The organism is Pseudomonas sp. Leaf127 (genome assembly GCF_001423155.1).
In the GTDB taxonomy this organism is placed as follows: Bacteria; Pseudomonadota; Gammaproteobacteria; order Pseudomonadales; family Pseudomonadaceae; genus Aquipseudomonas; species Aquipseudomonas ovata.
On the sequence record NZ_LMOA01000023.1, the window covers coordinates 33,456 to 47,582 of the forward strand.

Below are 14,127 nucleotides of genomic sequence, written 5' to 3' on the forward strand. Positions count from 1 at the left end.
GATCCTGTTCGACTGGTTCTTTGCGCCTGAACGCCACATGACAGAAAAATTGCAGAATTTTGACAACGACAAGGTGCAACCGCCTCTGAACCGCATCTCAACGAGCGCCGGTGACAGGCGCTTGCAGCCCCAGGTCCGCCAGTGCTTTTGCGACAACCGGCTCCGGCAGGGGAATGTAACCATCCTTGATCACCACTTCCTGGCCCTGGCGCGACAGTATCAGCTTCAGAAATTGCGCCTCCAGCGGTGCCAGCGCTGTATTGGGTGCCTTGTTGACATACACATACAAAAAACGTGACAGCGGGTAGCTGCCATTGAGGGTATTGGCCTCGTTGTCTTCGACGAAGTCACTGCCTGCCTCGCGGGCCAGGGCCAGCGTCTTGACGCTGGAGGTCTTGTAGCCGATCCCCGAATAACCGATGCCATTGAGCGAGCTGCTGATGGCACTGACCACCGAAGCCGAGCCCGGCTGCTCATTGACGTTGGCCTTGAAGTCACCTTTGCACAGTGCTTCTTCCTTGAAATAACCATAAGTGCCGGACACCGAATTGCGCCCGAACAGCTGGATCTGCTTGCCGGCCAGGCTGCCTGTGACACCCACGTCGCCCCAGGTCAGGGCCTGGTGCCTGGCGCCGCACAGGCGGGTGGCCGAGAAAATCGCATCGAGCTGCTGCAAGGTCAGGCCCTGGATCGGGTTGTCCTTGTGCACGAACACCGCCAGGGCATCGACCGCCACGGGCACCGCCGTCGGCTTGTAGCCGTGTTTCTGCTCGAAAGCCGCGACCTCACCATCTTTCATCCGGCGGCTCATCGGCCCCAGGCTCGCCGTGCCCTCGGTCAGTGCCGGAGGCGCGGTGGAAGAACCGGCGGCCTGGATCTGGATGTTCACGCCCGGGTATTCACGCTTGTAGGCCTCGGCCCACAAGGTCATCAGGTTGGCCAGGGTGTCGGAGCCGATGCTCGACAACGTGCCGGAGACACCGCCGACACGGGCATACGGCGCAATCGCAGGATCGACAGCCGCCACGGTCTGCGTGGCGCCCGCCAGGGTGGCCACGAACGACAAGGCCACTGTCCAATGCTTGAGTGTCATGCCCCGCGCTCCCGGCAAATGCCTACCCATGACGCCCTGCCTGCAGGACGGATGACTACTGTATGAACTGATTATGACAATAAGATGAAAAAGGGCTGTCACCTGACAAGGAGACAGCCCTTTCGCAAGCGTGCGTCGTATACCTGCAATCAGCGTTTCTTCGCCAACAGGAACACGCCAAGGCCGATGCCCAGCACACTCAGCGCCGCGACATACCACGAAGGTCCCATCGGGCTCTGCTTGACCAGCAGGGTCACGACCATCGGGGTCAGGCCGCCAAAGATCGCATAGGCCAGGTTGTAGGAGAACGACAGCCCCGAGAACCGCACCACGGCCGGGAAGGCCTTGACCATTACATAAGGCACCGCACCGATGGTGCCGACAAAGGCGCCGGTCACCGCATAGAGCGGGAACAGCCACTCGGGGTGGGCGCCGAGCATGTGGTAGAAGGTCCAGGAGCTGGCCAGCAGGCCGGTGCAGCCGACGATGAACACCCAGCCGGCGCCGAAGCGATCAGCCAGGAGGCCGGCCACCACGCAACCGATGCTCAGGAACACAATGGCCAGGCTGTTGGCCTTGAGCGCCGTCGCCGCCGGAAAACCGAAGCCGGTCTGCAGGAAGGTCGGGGTCATCAGGATCACCACCACGATGCCGGCCGACAGCAGCCAGGTCAGCAGCATCGACAACACCACCGAACCGCGATGGTCACGCAACACCGTCTTGAGTGGCACTTCGGCGGCCAGCGCCTTGCGCTGCTGCAATTCGGCGAATACCGGCGTTTCGTGCAGCATCCGGCGCAGATAGACGCCCATCAGGCCGAACACCCCGCCCAACAGGAACGGAATCCGCCAGGCGTAGTCCGACACCTCGGTGGCGGAGTAAATGCTGTTGATCAGCGTGGCCACCAGCGAGCCGAGCAGGATACCCGCCGTCAGGCCGGCGGTCAGGGTGCCACAGGCATAGCCTATGTAACGGGCCGGCACATGCTCGGAGACGAACACCCAGGCGCCCGGCACCTCGCCACCGATGGCTGCGCCCTGGATCACGCGCATCAGCAGCAGCAATACCGGCGCCCACAGGCCGATCTGCGCATAGGTCGGCAGCAAGCCCATGATCAGCGTCGGCACCGCCATCATGATGATGCTCAGGGTGAACATCTTCTTGCGCCCCAGCAGGTCACCGAAGTGGGCCATCACGATGCCGCCCAGGGGCCGGGCCAGGTAACCGGCGGCAAAGATGCCGAAGGTCTGCATCAGGCGCAGCCATTCAGGCATGTCGGCGGGGAAGAACAATTTGCCGACCACAGCGGCAAAGAACACGAAGATGATGAAGTCGTAGAATTCCAGGGCGCCACCCAGGGCCGACAGCGACAGGGTTTTGTAGTCGCTGCGGGTCAAAGGGCGCGAAGGCGGCGCGGAACTCGAAGTTACAGAGGACATGACAAGGCTTCTCTCGGGTACTTTCTATGAGGGGCGTGCGACGGCAACGCTGACTGCGATGCGGTGGCGCGCAGAAGCGAATGTCCGGGGCAATCGTGCGGGTGGGCATCAAAATTGCCTGTACGAGTAGTCTTGTTACCGGTACGGGTCAGGCAAGATAGCAAAATGTTGCAAAAAACTCATGGTAACGGGCGATGACTGTTACAAATGAGACCTGGACGGTCGTCGCACAGGGCCACGACCGATATACTCGCCACACCCTCGGGGTGTTGTGCCAAAGCGGTTCTATGGTCTGGCGGGGCTCTTTCCGGCAGGTTTGCACAGAGCAGTTTTGGCAGAAAATCCCTTCCGCCATTTATGAGAGTCATGGGTCAGAGGCACCCCAGGCATGATCGAGCTTGAACAAGAAGATCCAACCCCGCAGGGCGATCTGGCCTTGCAAATTACTGCATTGCCACGTGAAACCAACGGTTTCGGCGATATCTACGGTGGCTGGCTGGTGTCGCAGATGGACCTGGCGGGCACGGCCATGGCCAGCAAGATTGCCGGCGGCCGGGTGGCCACGGTCGCCATCGACCGCATGGCCTTCCTGGTGCCGGTGGCGGTGGGCGAACAGCTGACCTTCTATACCCGCACCCTGGAAGTGGGCCGCAGCTCGATCAAGATGCAGGTCGAGGTGTGGAGCGACGACCCGCTGACCAGCGAGTGGCGCAAGGTGACCGAGGCAGCCTTTGTGTTCGTGGCCATAGACCGCACCGGTCGGACCCGCTCGGTGCCCAGGCGCTGAGAGGACCACAAAGCCGGCCGTTGGCGCTAAACTCGATCGTTTTGGCACAGCCTGTAGTGGGTGCCTCTGAAAACACAGGCCGTTTTTAGAGGTGTCCTGTTGCCCCTGACCTTTGAGTGAGCCCTCCTTATGCCGACGCCCCAGGTTGAATCCGTTACCTTCGATGAGTTGAACTGCTGGCGCATCCGCCATGGCACTGCCGAACTGCTGGTCGCCCAGCAAGGCGCGCACATCCTCAGTTATCAGGTCGACGGCCAGGCGCCGCTGGTCTGGTTCAACGACAGCGCCATTTTCAAGCAAGGCACGCCCATCCGCGGCGGCGTGCCGGTGTGCTGGCCGTGGTTCGGCAACCTGGCCCGCAACCCTGACAGCGTCCAGGCCATGCGCCAGAGCAGCGAGCCGGCCAACGCCCACGGCGAAGCGCGCATCCTGGACTGGCAACTGCTGGGGATCGGCGAGGATGGCGACGCCCTGCTGATCGACTTCATCCTGCCCCAGGCCGAAGGCCAGTTGCCGGGCTGGCCGCACAACGTCGGCCTGAAACTCAGTATCCGCCTGGACCATGCCTTGAACATCAGCCTGGTCAGCTACAACGGCGGTCCCGATGAAGTCACCCTCAGCCAGGCGCTGCACACCTACTTCAAGGTCAGCGACGTGCGCCAGGTCAGCCTGCAAGGCGTCGACGGCCTGCGCTATATCGAGACCCTGGAAAACTGGGAAGAACGCCAGCAGGCGGGTGACCTGACCTTCGCCGCCGAGACCGACCGCATCTACCTCGACACCCCGAACGTGCTGGCCATCAATGACCCGGGCCTGAACCGTCGCATCCTGATCCAGACCCATGGTTCGAGCTCGGCGGTGGTCTGGAACCCGTGGGAAACCCGCGCCAGGGCCTTGCCCGACATGGCCGATGATGGCTGGCAGGGAATGCTGTGCGTCGAAACGGCCAATGTCATGAGCGACGTGGTGACCCTGGCACCGCAGGCCATGCACGTGTTGAGCGTCAGCCTGTGGAGTGAACCGCTTTAATCCGCAAGGCCGGCACACGTGCTGCGTCTGTCCCATCGCCATCGCCGGCAAGCCGCCTCCCACAGTCCGGTGCCAGGCACCAGACCTTGGGCGACATCAATCCTGTGGGAGGGGGCTCTGCCCCGGGCGGCGATCCGACGATGGGGCCAGCAAGGCAATACACCTGCTGCGCCTGTCACATAGCCATCGCCGGCAAGCCGCCTCCCACAGTCCGGTGCCAGGCACCAGACCTTGGGCGACATCAATCCTGTGGGAGGGGACTCTGCCCCGGGCGGCGATCCGACGATGGGGCCAGTGCTGCCAGACCCACCTGTCGGCGCTGTACCGCAGCCCGGAATCACAGGTCCGATTCGACCACAACCCGGACCTTCGAGGCCTCCATCGCGTAGGCGGCATCGGCCAGATCGTTACTGATCTTCTCGACCTTGAGGGTGCCTACGACCCACAACGGCGTGTAGATGTCGTCCAGCTTCAGCCCCTTGGGGTAGCGCACCAGCACCAGTTGGTTGGGCGGCGGTGGCGGCACATGAATACACGCACCCGGGTAAGGCACCAGGAAAAACAGCGTGCTGTGGCCCTTGGCGTCGGTTTCCAGCGGCACCGGGTAGCCACCCAGGCGAATCGTCTTGCCGTTCATGGCCGCGACCGTCTTGGCCGAATACATCACCGCCGGCAGGCCCTTGCTCTGCTTGAGCCCGCCCTTGCTGTCAAAGGTGCCCAGCGTTTCCGGTGAGTTGTGCTCGATCTCTGGCATCGCTTCCAGGGCGCGCTGATCCGACGCCGGCATCAATTCCAGCCAGTCGGTTTCAGGAAGTTCGGCGAAAACCGGCGCAGACAACAACACCAGGGTCAGCAACAGGAGGCGGCGCATCGAAAAGCTCGGCAAGGCAAGGGAGAGCCGCGCATTCTAGTCCCCTGCACCTGCAAAGCAGAGGACCGGAATGCCAGGTTTCATGATTTCTTTTTAATCATGCCGTAGATCACCAGCAGGATGATCGCACCGACCAGTGCACCGAAGAAGCCGGCACCCTCGCCTGCCCGGTAGATGCCCAGTGCCTGACCGCCGTAGGTGGCCGCCAGCGAGCCGGCAATGCCCAGCACGATGGTCATGATCCAGCCCATGCTGTCATCGCCCGGCTTCAGAAAGCGCGCCAGCAGGCCCACGATCAAGCCGATAAAGATAGTCCCGATAATCCCCATAGCGTTTTCCCTCGTCTCAGTTGGCCATGCCAACACCAGATAACGGCATTGGCTTACCGCTATCTGAGGATGAGGGACGCGGATGGTTCCGGCCGATCCCGGACGCAATTACCGAGGGTCAACCTTTGACCAGCGCCTGCACCTGCCTGACCTGGCGATCAAGGGTGGCACGGTCAGCGCTGCGCACGGTAGCGTGACCGACCTTGCGGCCGGCCTTGAAGGCCTTGCCGTAGTGGTGCAGGTGGCAATCCTCTACCGCCAGCACTGCCTCGGCCGCCGGCACTTCACCGATGAAATTGATCATCGCGCTCTCGCCCACCTTCGCGGTGGAGCCCAGCGGCAGGCCGGCCACAGCACGCAGATGGTTCTCGAACTGGCTGCACTCGGCGCCTTCGGTGGTCCAGTGCCCGGAGTTATGGACCCGTGGCGCGATTTCGTTGGCCTTCAGGCCACCGTCGACCTCGAAGAACTCGAACGCCAGCACCCCGACATAGTCGAGCTGCTGGAGCACACGGCCCGCGTAGTCCTGGGCCAGCGCCTGCAACGGATGGTCGGTGCTGGCGATCGACAGGCGCAGGATGCCGCTGTCGTGGGTGTTGTGCACCAGCGGATAGAAGCAGGTCTGGCCATCACGGCCGCGCACGGCAATCAGCGACACTTCACCGCTGAACGGCACGAAGCCTTCCAGCAGGCAGGGCACGCTGCCCAGTTCAGCGAAGGTGCCGGTGACATCGGCCTGGCTGCGCAGGACCTTCTGGCCCTTGCCGTCATAGCCCAGGGTACGGGTCTTGAGCACCGCCGGCAGGCCGATGCGGGCCACGGCGGCGTCCAGGTCGGCCTGCGACTGGATGTCGGCGAACTCGGGGGTCGGAATCCCCAGGTCCTTGAACATGCTCTTTTCGAACCAGCGGTCACGCGCGATGCGCAGCGACTCGGCGCTCGGGTAGACCGGCACGAACTGCGACAGGAACGCCACGGTTTCGGCCGGCACGCTTTCGAACTCGAACGTCACCAGGTCGACTTCGTCGGCCAGCTGGCGCAGGTGATCCAGATCGCCGTAATCGGCCCGCAGGTGCTCGCCCAGAGCGGCCGCACAGGCATCCGGCGCAGGGTCCAGAAAGGCGAAGTTCATCCCCAGCGGAGTGCCCGCCAGGGCCAACATGCGACCCAACTGGCCGCCACCGATAACACCGATCTTCATGGAAAACACCTCAAGCGATGCGCGGGTCCGGATTGTCCAGGACGGTTTCTGTCTGCTCGGTACGGAACTGCTTGAGCGCGGCATGGAACTGCGGGTGCCTGCCGCCCAGGATGCTGGCCGACAGCAGCGCGGCGTTGATGGCGCCGGCCCGGCCGATGGCCAGGGTCGCGACCGGAATGCCGGCGGGCATCTGCACGATCGACAGCAGCGAGTCGACACCCGACAGCATCGACGACTGCACTGGCACACCCAGGACCGGCAGGTGCGTCTTGGCGGCGCACATGCCCGGCAGGTGAGCGGCGCCACCGGCCCCGGCGATGATCACTTCGATGCCACGGCCCTCGGCCTCTTCGGCGTACTGGAACAGCAAGTCAGGCGTGCGGTGCGCAGACACCACTTTGACTTCGTAGGGAATGCCGAGCTTTTCCAGCATATCGGCGGTGTGGCTAAGGGTGGACCAATCGGACTTGGAGCCCATGATCACGCCAACCAGTGCACTCATCGTCGTGCCTCTTCCATCGGGCGCCCGCAGGCGCGTCTAAAAACAACAAGCCACGCAGGAATCCCGGCGTGGCTTGTTGTACGAAAAATGACCGGTCAGGCCGGCCAAAGGCCGCGCAGTATACCTCAAAGTGCAGAAACAAAAGCACCTTGTACGACCATCTGTCCACAGCGCCACTCAAGGGCCGGAACAATCCTGCAAGGCGGATGGGCGGCGCTCATCAAACACAAAATAAATTATGGATGTCATTGGCTATTAAATTCCCCCGTAGACGCCACAAATTTACGACTGCTACCCAGTCCGGGATCTATGAAACGCCACAAATTTACGACTGCTAACGCAGCCGGTCGCGGGCAAGCGCGCTCCTACAAAACGCTCTGCCATCGCCTACCAAAACTGACTGCGCGGCGCTCTGGCGGCACGGGGCCGCCCCCGGTGCGCAGCGCTCGCAAAATTGATGGAGCGCCACAAATTTACGGCTGTGAACACATTCGAAATTTACGAAACGCCACAAATTTACGACTGCTGCGCAGCCGGTCGCGGGCAAGCGCGCTCCTACAAAACGTTCTGCCATCGCCTACCGAAACTGACTGCGCGGCGCTCTGGCGGCACGGGGCCGCTCCCGATTAGGTGACACCCACGCGGACAAACGCCCGCAGTCACTGAAATGGAGTTCACAGACAATGCTGTACAGATACCACGCTCTTCTGTTGTGCCTGGCCTTATGCCTGGACGCCGCCGCTCAGGCCGTCCCTCGACCCACGTCGCTTGATCAGGTCGACGGCCCCGCCCCGCTGCGCCCGATCGTGCTGACCCTGTTTCTTCACGACCAGCTCACCCGTCAGGAAGTGAGCGACCTCAATGACGGCTACCTTGGCTGGTTCATCAAGGAGGTCACCGATATCACCGGACGACGGGTCAATGTGCTGTCCATTACCGGTCAGCCCGGTTACACCGACTTCGGTTATCGGCTCGGTGACGGCATACAGACGTTGCAAGCCTGGAAGGAACGTGTGCTCGATTATGTCGATCGCCATAACCTGCCCAGGCCCGGCCGGTATCACAAGTATGTATTGGTGACCCGCCACAGGCTGACGTCCGACATTCTGGGGATCTCGTTTTCCACCCAGGGTGTGGCCATTGCGTCATTGCGATCCTGGAGCACCATTGCCCATGAAGTGGGCCATACACTGGGGGCCCTTCATGAAAATGCGCAGACCCGCTACACACCGGGCCTCCCCTGCCAGACCCTTATGGCCCCAACCGAATCACTGATCCTGCCCAGTTGCTATGTCTTCAGCGACAGCAATCGCAAGGCTATAAAGGCTTACCTCGACAAGCCGTAGGCCGGCGGAAAAACCGGTCAGCCGCGCACCTCGCCAGGCGGGGCCGTGCCGCTTTCCAGCTTGCGCCACAGCAGGCGCACATTGGCCTTGCGCACCAGGGCGCAGCGGTACAGGCGGATTTCCAGCGGTACATGCCACTGCGCCCCGCCACACACCACCAGTTCGCCGCGCTCAAGCTCGGCGCGCATGCTCAGGCGCGGCACCCAGGCAATACCCAAGCCTTCCATGGCCATGCACTTGAGGCTTTCGGCCATGGCAGTCTCGTACACGGTGGTAAAGCGCAGGTTGCTCTGGCGCAGCAGCAGGTTCACCGAACGGCCCAGGAACGCGCCGGCGCTGTAGGCCAGCAGCGGCACGCTGTGGCCGTTGTCCAGGTCGTACAAGGGCTGGCCGTGTTCGTCGGCGGCGCAGACCGGCAGCATCTCGCTGTGCGCCAGATGCAGCGACGGAAAGATCTCGGCGTCCATCTGCAGCGCCGCATCGGGGTCATAGAAGGCCAGCATCAGGTCGCAGCCGCCTTCACGCAGCGCATGCACCGCCTCGCCCACATTGGTGGCCACCAGCCGGGTGGCGATGTTCAGCCCGTCGTTGCGCAATTGCGCGATCCAGCGCGGAAAGAACCCCAGCGCCAGGGAGTGGGCAGCGGCCACCTGGATCACCTCGCCCTGCCCGCCTTCCAGATGATGCAGATGGCGGACCACCTCCCCCAGTTGCTCGACCACGGTCCGTGCCGTGACCAGGAACAACTGTCCGGCGGCGGTCAGTTCGATCGGCGTCCGTGAACGGTTGACCAGCACCAGGCCCAGGGCCGCTTCAAGGCTGCGAATGCGCCGGCTGAAGGCCGGCTGGGTAACGAAACGACGTTCGGCCGCCTGGGAAAAACTGCGGGTCGCGGCCAGTGCGCTGAAGTCCTCCAGCCATTTGCTTTCCAGGTTCATTGCGTCCTCCCGGACATCGTTTGAGACACAATCATCGTCGAGTCACACGACATTATGCCGTTGTTGCATGGGGCAGTGTGTAACAGCATTAGTCAAGATTTGCCCAGAGGCCCACTATCGCGCTGTTCCGGCATCATTCATGCCTTTCCTGAGATGAGTTCTATCATGTCCTCGCCTGCATCATCGCGTATCGAAAAAGACCTGCTGGGTGTCCTCGAAGTACCGGCCAACGCCTACTACGGCATCCAGACCCTGCGAGCGGTGAACAACTTTCACCTCTCCGGCGTTCCTCTTTCGCATTATCCGAAACTGGTCGTGGCCCTGGCCATGGTCAAGCAGGCGGCCGCCGATGCCAACCATGAGCTCGGCCATCTCGACCAGGCCAAGCACGCGGCCATCAGCGAAGCCTGTGCCCGCCTGGTACGCGGCGATTTCCACGACCAGTTCGTGGTCGACATGATCCAGGGCGGCGCCGGCACCTCGACCAACATGAACGCCAACGAGGTCATCGCCAACATTGCCCTGGAAGCAATGGGCCATGAAAAAGGCGAGTACAAGTACCTGCACCCCAACAACGACGTGAACATGGCGCAGTCGACCAACGACGCCTACCCGACGGCCATCCGCCTGGGCCTGCTGCTCGGTCACGACGCCCTGCTGGCCAGCCTGGACAGCCTGATCAATGCCTTCAGCGCCAAGAGCGAAGAATTCAGCCACGTCCTGAAAATGGGCCGCACCCAGTTGCAGGACGCGGTGCCCATGACCCTGGGCCAGGAGTTCCACGCCTTCGCCACCACCCTGACCGAAGACCTCAACCGCCTGCGCAGCCTGGCGCCGGAGCTGCTGACCGAAGTCAACCTGGGCGGCACCGCGATCGGCACCGGCATCAACGCCGACCCGCGCTACCAGAACCTGGCCGTGCAGCGCCTGGCGACCATCAGCGGCCAGCCGCTGGTGCCGGCCGCCGACCTGATCGAAGCCACCTCCGACATGGGCGCCTTCGTGCTGTTCTCCGGCATGCTCAAGCGTACCGCGGTGAAGCTGTCGAAGATCTGTAACGACCTGCGCCTGCTGTCGAGCGGCCCGCGTACCGGCATCAACGAAATCAACCTGCCACCGCGCCAGCCCGGCAGCTCGATCATGCCCGGCAAGGTCAACCCGGTGATCCCGGAGGCGGTCAACCAGGTGGCGTTCGCCATCATCGGCAACGACCTGGCGCTGACCATCGCGGCCGAAGGCGGCCAACTGCAACTGAACGTGATGGAGCCGTTGATCGCCTACAAGATCTTCGACTCGATCCGCCTGTTGCAACGCGCCATGGACATGCTGCGCGAACACTGCATCGTCGGCATCACCGCCAACGAGCAACGCTGCCGCGAGCTGGTCGAGCACTCGATCGGCCTGGTCACCGCGCTGAACCCTTACATCGGCTACGAGAACTCCACCCGTATCGCCCGCATCGCCCTGGAAACAGGCCGTGGCGTGCTGGAACTGGTGCGTGAAGAAGGCCTGCTCGACGACGACGTACTCGCCGACATCCTGCGCCCGGAAAACATGATCGCGCCGCGCCTGGCGCCGCTGAAAGCCTGATATGCAGGCTCGATACACATTGATCACCAGGCTGAGGGCCTAGACCCCCCTCGACCTTTTGAGGGTCTGGAGCCGTGGCTTCAGGCCCTTTTTTTGAATATCGGATTCCGGATCTCAAGGAGGAAATCCAGGTTCGTTACACCGCTTTCGTACTGCCTTGACGAAAGCATTCGTCCGAATGCCGCAGATGAATATTCAGATACACAAGAAAGCGGCTACAGACGTTGACTATTTGCACCGGTATAGTGCGCCCCCTCAAAAAGTAGCGAGGAAATAATAAGATGCTGGAATTCATGAACCACGTGCTGGAAGTCACCAACGACTTCCTGTCCGGAAAAGTACTGATCGTACTCATTGTCGGCCTAGGCGGTTACTTCACCATCCGCTCACGCTTCGTGCAGTTCCGTCATTTCCTCCACATGTTCGCCGTGTTTCGCGACAGCCTGCGCAGCAGCTCGGGTCAGTTGAGCTCGTTCCAGGCGCTGATGCTCAGCCTGGCCGGTCGTGTCGGTGCGGGTAACATCGCCGGTGTCGGCCTGGCCGTGACCCTCGGGGGTCCTGGCGCGGTGTTCTGGATGTGGGTCACCGCTCTGGTGGGCATGTCCAGCAGCTTCATCGAGTGCTCCCTGGCGCAGCTGTACAAGCGCAAGGACTCCGAAGGCCAGTACCGTGGCGGCCCGTCGTATTACATCCAGTACGGCCTGGGCAAGCGCTGGCTGGGCAAGGTCATGGCCGTGCTGCTGTTGATCACCTTCGGCTTCGCCTTCAACGGCCTGCAATCGCACGCCGTCACCGACTCGCTCAATGGTGCCTTCGGCATCGACCACAAGATCACCGGCATCTGCCTGGCGATCCTGCTGGGCCTGGGTTTCATCGGCGGCATCAAGCGCATCGCGGCCATCTCCGACCTGCTGGTCCCGGTCAAGACCCTGATCTACATCGCCGTGACCGTCTACGTCATCGCCCTGCAGATCGAACACGTACCGGGCATGCTGATGACCATCGTCAAGAGCGCCTTCGGCCTTGACCCGGTATTCGGCGGCCTGATCGGCAGCGCCATCGTCATGGGCGTCAAGCGCGGCGTGTTCGCCAACGAAGCCGGTCTTGGCAGTGCGCCGAACGTGGCCGCCGTCGCCCAGGTCGAGCACCCGGTTGCACAAGGTGTGGTCCAGGCATTCAGCGTGTTCCTCGACACTTTCGTGATCTGCACCTGCACCGCCTTGCTGATCCTGCTGTCGGGCATCTACGACGTCGGCTACAGCGGCAACGGTATTGTCCTGGCGCAAAACTCGCTGGCCGCCGTGGTGGGTGACTGGGGCCGGATCTTCATCAGCGTGGCCCTGGCGCTGTTCGTGTTCACCTCGATCCTCTACAACTACTACCTGGGTGAAAACAGCCTGCGCTTCCTGTTCGGCGAGAAGGTCAAGGCCATCGTCGCCTACCGCGTGCTCGTCCTGGTGCTGATCCTGTGGGGTTCGATGGTCAACCTCAACACCGTGTTCGCCTTCGCCGACATCACCATGACCCTGCTGGCCTTCGTCAACCTGATCGCCCTGGCCATGCTGTTCAAGGTCGCCATGCGCGTGCTGCGTGACTACGATGACCAGCGCAAGGCCGGCATCAAGACCCCGGTGTTCGACTCCAGCAAATTCCCCGACCTGGACCTGGACCGCAATGCCTGGCCAGCCAACCCAGGGCTGAAACCCCAGGTCAAGACTGGCGAAGCCGTCGACCCTGTCCCCAGCGCCCGTTAACCCATAAGGAAAAGAACCATGACGCATGACATTCATCAACCCGCTCAGCGCGTGATGGTTCTTTACACCGGGGGCACGATCGGCATGCAGGCCAGCGCCAACGGCCTGGCACCGGCGTCGGGTTTCGAGGCACGCATGGCCGCGCAACTGGCCGATCGGCCTGAGACCGTCGTGCCGTCGTGGCGCTTTCGCGAGATGGCGCCACTGATCGACAGCGCCAACATGAGCCCGGCCTACTGGCTGCGCCTGCGTGCTGCGGTGATCGAGGCGGTGGATGAAGGCTGCGACGCGGTACTGGTGCTGCACGGCACCGATACCCTGGCCTACAGCGCGGCGGCGTTGAGCTTCCAGTTGCTGGGCCTGGAAGCACCGGTGGTGTTCACCGGCTCCATGCTGCCGGCCGGCGTGGCCGACAGCGATGCCTGGGAAAACGTCAACGGCGCCTTGCAGGCCTTGGGCGGCGGTCTGTCGACAGGCGTACACCTGTATTTTCATGGCGAAACCCTCGACCCGACCCGTTGCGCCAAGATCCGCAGTTTCGGTCGCCATCCGTTTGCCGCCCTGCAACGCCTGCATGGCGGCCAGCCGGTGACAAACCTGCCTGACGCGCTGCACTACCGGCAGGTGAAGACCGAGGCCTCGATTGCGGTGCTGCCGCTGTTTCCAGGCCTGGGCATCGCCCAGCTGGATGGCCTGATCGACAGCGGTATCCGGGGCCTGGTGCTGGAATGCTTCGGCAGCGGCACCGGCCCCAGCGACAACCCGGACTTCCTCGCCAGCCTCAAGCGGGCGCAGGACAGCGGGATTGTCGTGGTGGCGATCACCCAATGCCATCAAGGTGGTGTCGAGCTGGACATCTACGAAGCCGGCAGCCGCCTGCGTGGCGCCGGCGTCCTGTCCGGTGGCGGCATGACCCGTGAAGCCGTCCTGGGCAAGTTGCAGGCCCTGCTGGGCAGCGGCTTGCCGGTGGACGACGTCCGCCGCCTGGTCGAACTCGACCTGTGCGGCGAACTTCGCTGACCGGACGCGCCTGAAACCTCGTCATCGCCAGCAGAGCTGCCTCCCACAGGTCTTGTGTCAGGCCCGAAATCCAAGGCGAAATCCAACTGGTGGGAGGCGGCTTGCCGGCGATGAGGCCAGCAAGGCCTATACACCTGCTGCGCCTGTCACGCAGCCATCGCCAGCAGAGCTGCCTCCCACAGTCTGATGCCAGGCCCGAAATCCAGGGCCACATCAAACCGGTGGAAG

13 protein-coding genes are annotated in these 14,127 nt (G+C 62.8%); 6 read left to right on the forward strand and 7 right to left on the reverse strand.

All coding sequences use genetic code 11. The features are described 5' to 3' along the window. Positions 1 to 97: 97 nt before the first annotated feature. Both ASF84_RS21260 and ASF84_RS21265 read right to left on the reverse strand, forming a co-directional pair. The gene (locus tag ASF84_RS21260) at positions 98 to 1,093 is read right to left on the reverse strand and encodes a phosphate ABC transporter substrate-binding protein PstS family protein (protein WP_056840857.1); all 996 of its coding nucleotides are present in this window, start codon (positions 1,091 to 1,093) and stop codon (positions 98 to 100) included. 149 nt (positions 1,094 to 1,242) lie between these two features. Continuing rightward, positions 1,243 to 2,532, reverse strand: coding sequence for an MFS transporter (locus ASF84_RS21265; protein ID WP_056840858.1), 1,290 nt, complete (start codon positions 2,530 to 2,532; stop codon positions 1,243 to 1,245). Positions 2,533 to 2,920: 388 nt separating this feature from the next. Between ASF84_RS21265 and ASF84_RS21270 the strand changes: the two genes are divergently transcribed. Together ASF84_RS21270 and ASF84_RS21275 are read left to right on the forward strand one after the other, a co-directional pair. Further along, the gene (locus ASF84_RS21270; RefSeq protein WP_056840859.1) at positions 2,921 to 3,319 is read left to right on the forward strand and encodes an acyl-CoA thioesterase; all 399 of its coding nucleotides are present in this window, start codon (positions 2,921 to 2,923) and stop codon (positions 3,317 to 3,319) included. Between the two features lie 129 nt (positions 3,320 to 3,448). Next, positions 3,449 to 4,348 carry a D-hexose-6-phosphate mutarotase gene (locus ASF84_RS21275; RefSeq protein ID WP_056840860.1) on the forward strand — a complete coding sequence of 300 codons (900 nt, stop codon included), beginning with the start codon at positions 3,449 to 3,451 and terminating at the stop codon, positions 4,346 to 4,348. A 337-nt stretch (positions 4,349 to 4,685) separates the two neighbouring features. On the opposite strand, the gene ASF84_RS21280 is transcribed toward ASF84_RS21275, so the two are convergent. The 4 genes from ASF84_RS21280 to purE all read right to left on the reverse strand — a co-directional run bounded on the left by ASF84_RS21280 (position 4,686) and on the right by purE (position 7,251). Next, positions 4,686 to 5,219: a DUF3299 domain-containing protein gene (locus ASF84_RS21280; protein WP_056840861.1), complete on the reverse strand. Its 534-nt coding sequence runs from the start codon at positions 5,217 to 5,219 to the stop codon at positions 4,686 to 4,688. Between the two features lie 80 nt (positions 5,220 to 5,299). Then, the gene (locus ASF84_RS21285; RefSeq protein WP_056840862.1) at positions 5,300 to 5,548 is read right to left on the reverse strand and encodes a GlsB/YeaQ/YmgE family stress response membrane protein; all 249 of its coding nucleotides are present in this window, start codon (positions 5,546 to 5,548) and stop codon (positions 5,300 to 5,302) included. A gap of 118 nt (positions 5,549 to 5,666) precedes the next feature. Then, positions 5,667 to 6,749 (reverse strand): 5-(carboxyamino)imidazole ribonucleotide synthase, encoded by a 1,083-nt coding sequence (locus ASF84_RS21290; protein WP_056840863.1) that lies wholly within the window; start codon positions 6,747 to 6,749, stop codon positions 5,667 to 5,669. Positions 6,750 to 6,759: 10 nt separating this feature from the next. Beyond that, entirely contained in the window at positions 6,760 to 7,251 is a 492-nt protein-coding gene (gene purE, locus ASF84_RS21295; protein ID WP_056840864.1) for a 5-(carboxyamino)imidazole ribonucleotide mutase, read from the reverse strand. 683 nt (positions 7,252 to 7,934) lie between these two features. On the opposite strand from purE, the gene ASF84_RS21300 reads away from it, so the two are divergent. Next, complete coding sequence (locus ASF84_RS21300; protein ID WP_056840865.1) at positions 7,935 to 8,597, forward strand: reprolysin-like metallopeptidase; 663 nt, start codon at positions 7,935 to 7,937, stop codon at positions 8,595 to 8,597. Between the two features lie 17 nt (positions 8,598 to 8,614). On the opposite strand, the gene ASF84_RS21305 is transcribed toward ASF84_RS21300, so the two are convergent. After that, positions 8,615 to 9,535, reverse strand: coding sequence for a LysR substrate-binding domain-containing protein (locus ASF84_RS21305; protein ID WP_056840866.1), 921 nt, complete (start codon positions 9,533 to 9,535; stop codon positions 8,615 to 8,617). 165 nt (positions 9,536 to 9,700) lie between these two features. On the opposite strand from ASF84_RS21305, the gene aspA reads away from it, so the two are divergent. From aspA to ASF84_RS21320, 3 genes are all read left to right on the forward strand, one after another. Then, positions 9,701 to 11,125, forward strand: coding sequence for an aspartate ammonia-lyase (gene aspA, locus ASF84_RS21310; protein ID WP_056840867.1), 1,425 nt, complete (start codon positions 9,701 to 9,703; stop codon positions 11,123 to 11,125). A gap of 302 nt (positions 11,126 to 11,427) precedes the next feature. Continuing rightward, positions 11,428 to 12,879, forward strand: coding sequence for an alanine/glycine:cation symporter family protein (locus tag ASF84_RS21315; protein WP_056841494.1), 1,452 nt, complete (start codon positions 11,428 to 11,430; stop codon positions 12,877 to 12,879). Between the two features lie 18 nt (positions 12,880 to 12,897). Further along, positions 12,898 to 13,899 (forward strand): asparaginase, encoded by a 1,002-nt coding sequence (locus ASF84_RS21320; RefSeq protein ID WP_056840868.1) that lies wholly within the window; start codon positions 12,898 to 12,900, stop codon positions 13,897 to 13,899. Positions 13,900 to 14,127 lie beyond the last annotated feature (228 nt).

What these genes read in the sequence shown, in the direction of transcription:
- ASF84_RS21260 (WP_056840857.1), bottom strand. Translation starts at nt 1,093, where the DNA reads ATGACACTCAAGCATTGGACAGTGGCCTTGTCGTTCGTGGCCACCCTG.
- ASF84_RS21265 (WP_056840858.1), bottom strand. Translation starts at nt 2,532, where the DNA reads ATGTCCTCTGTAACTTCGAGTTCCGCGCCGCCTTCGCGCCCTTTGACC.
- ASF84_RS21270 (WP_056840859.1), top strand. Translation starts at nt 2,921, where the DNA reads ATGATCGAGCTTGAACAAGAAGATCCAACCCCGCAGGGCGATCTGGCC.
- ASF84_RS21275 (WP_056840860.1), top strand. Translation starts at nt 3,449, where the DNA reads ATGCCGACGCCCCAGGTTGAATCCGTTACCTTCGATGAGTTGAACTGC.
- ASF84_RS21280 (WP_056840861.1), bottom strand. Translation starts at nt 5,219, where the DNA reads ATGCGCCGCCTCCTGTTGCTGACCCTGGTGTTGTTGTCTGCGCCGGTT.
- ASF84_RS21285 (WP_056840862.1), bottom strand. Translation starts at nt 5,548, where the DNA reads ATGGGGATTATCGGGACTATCTTTATCGGCTTGATCGTGGGCCTGCTG.
- ASF84_RS21290 (WP_056840863.1), bottom strand. Translation starts at nt 6,749, where the DNA reads ATGAAGATCGGTGTTATCGGTGGCGGCCAGTTGGGTCGCATGTTGGCC.
- purE (WP_056840864.1), bottom strand. Translation starts at nt 7,251, where the DNA reads ATGAGTGCACTGGTTGGCGTGATCATGGGCTCCAAGTCCGATTGGTCC.
- ASF84_RS21300 (WP_056840865.1), top strand. Translation starts at nt 7,935, where the DNA reads ATGCTGTACAGATACCACGCTCTTCTGTTGTGCCTGGCCTTATGCCTG.
- ASF84_RS21305 (WP_056840866.1), bottom strand. Translation starts at nt 9,535, where the DNA reads ATGAACCTGGAAAGCAAATGGCTGGAGGACTTCAGCGCACTGGCCGCG.
- aspA (WP_056840867.1), top strand. Translation starts at nt 9,701, where the DNA reads ATGTCCTCGCCTGCATCATCGCGTATCGAAAAAGACCTGCTGGGTGTC.
- ASF84_RS21320 (WP_056840868.1), top strand. Translation starts at nt 12,898, where the DNA reads ATGACGCATGACATTCATCAACCCGCTCAGCGCGTGATGGTTCTTTAC.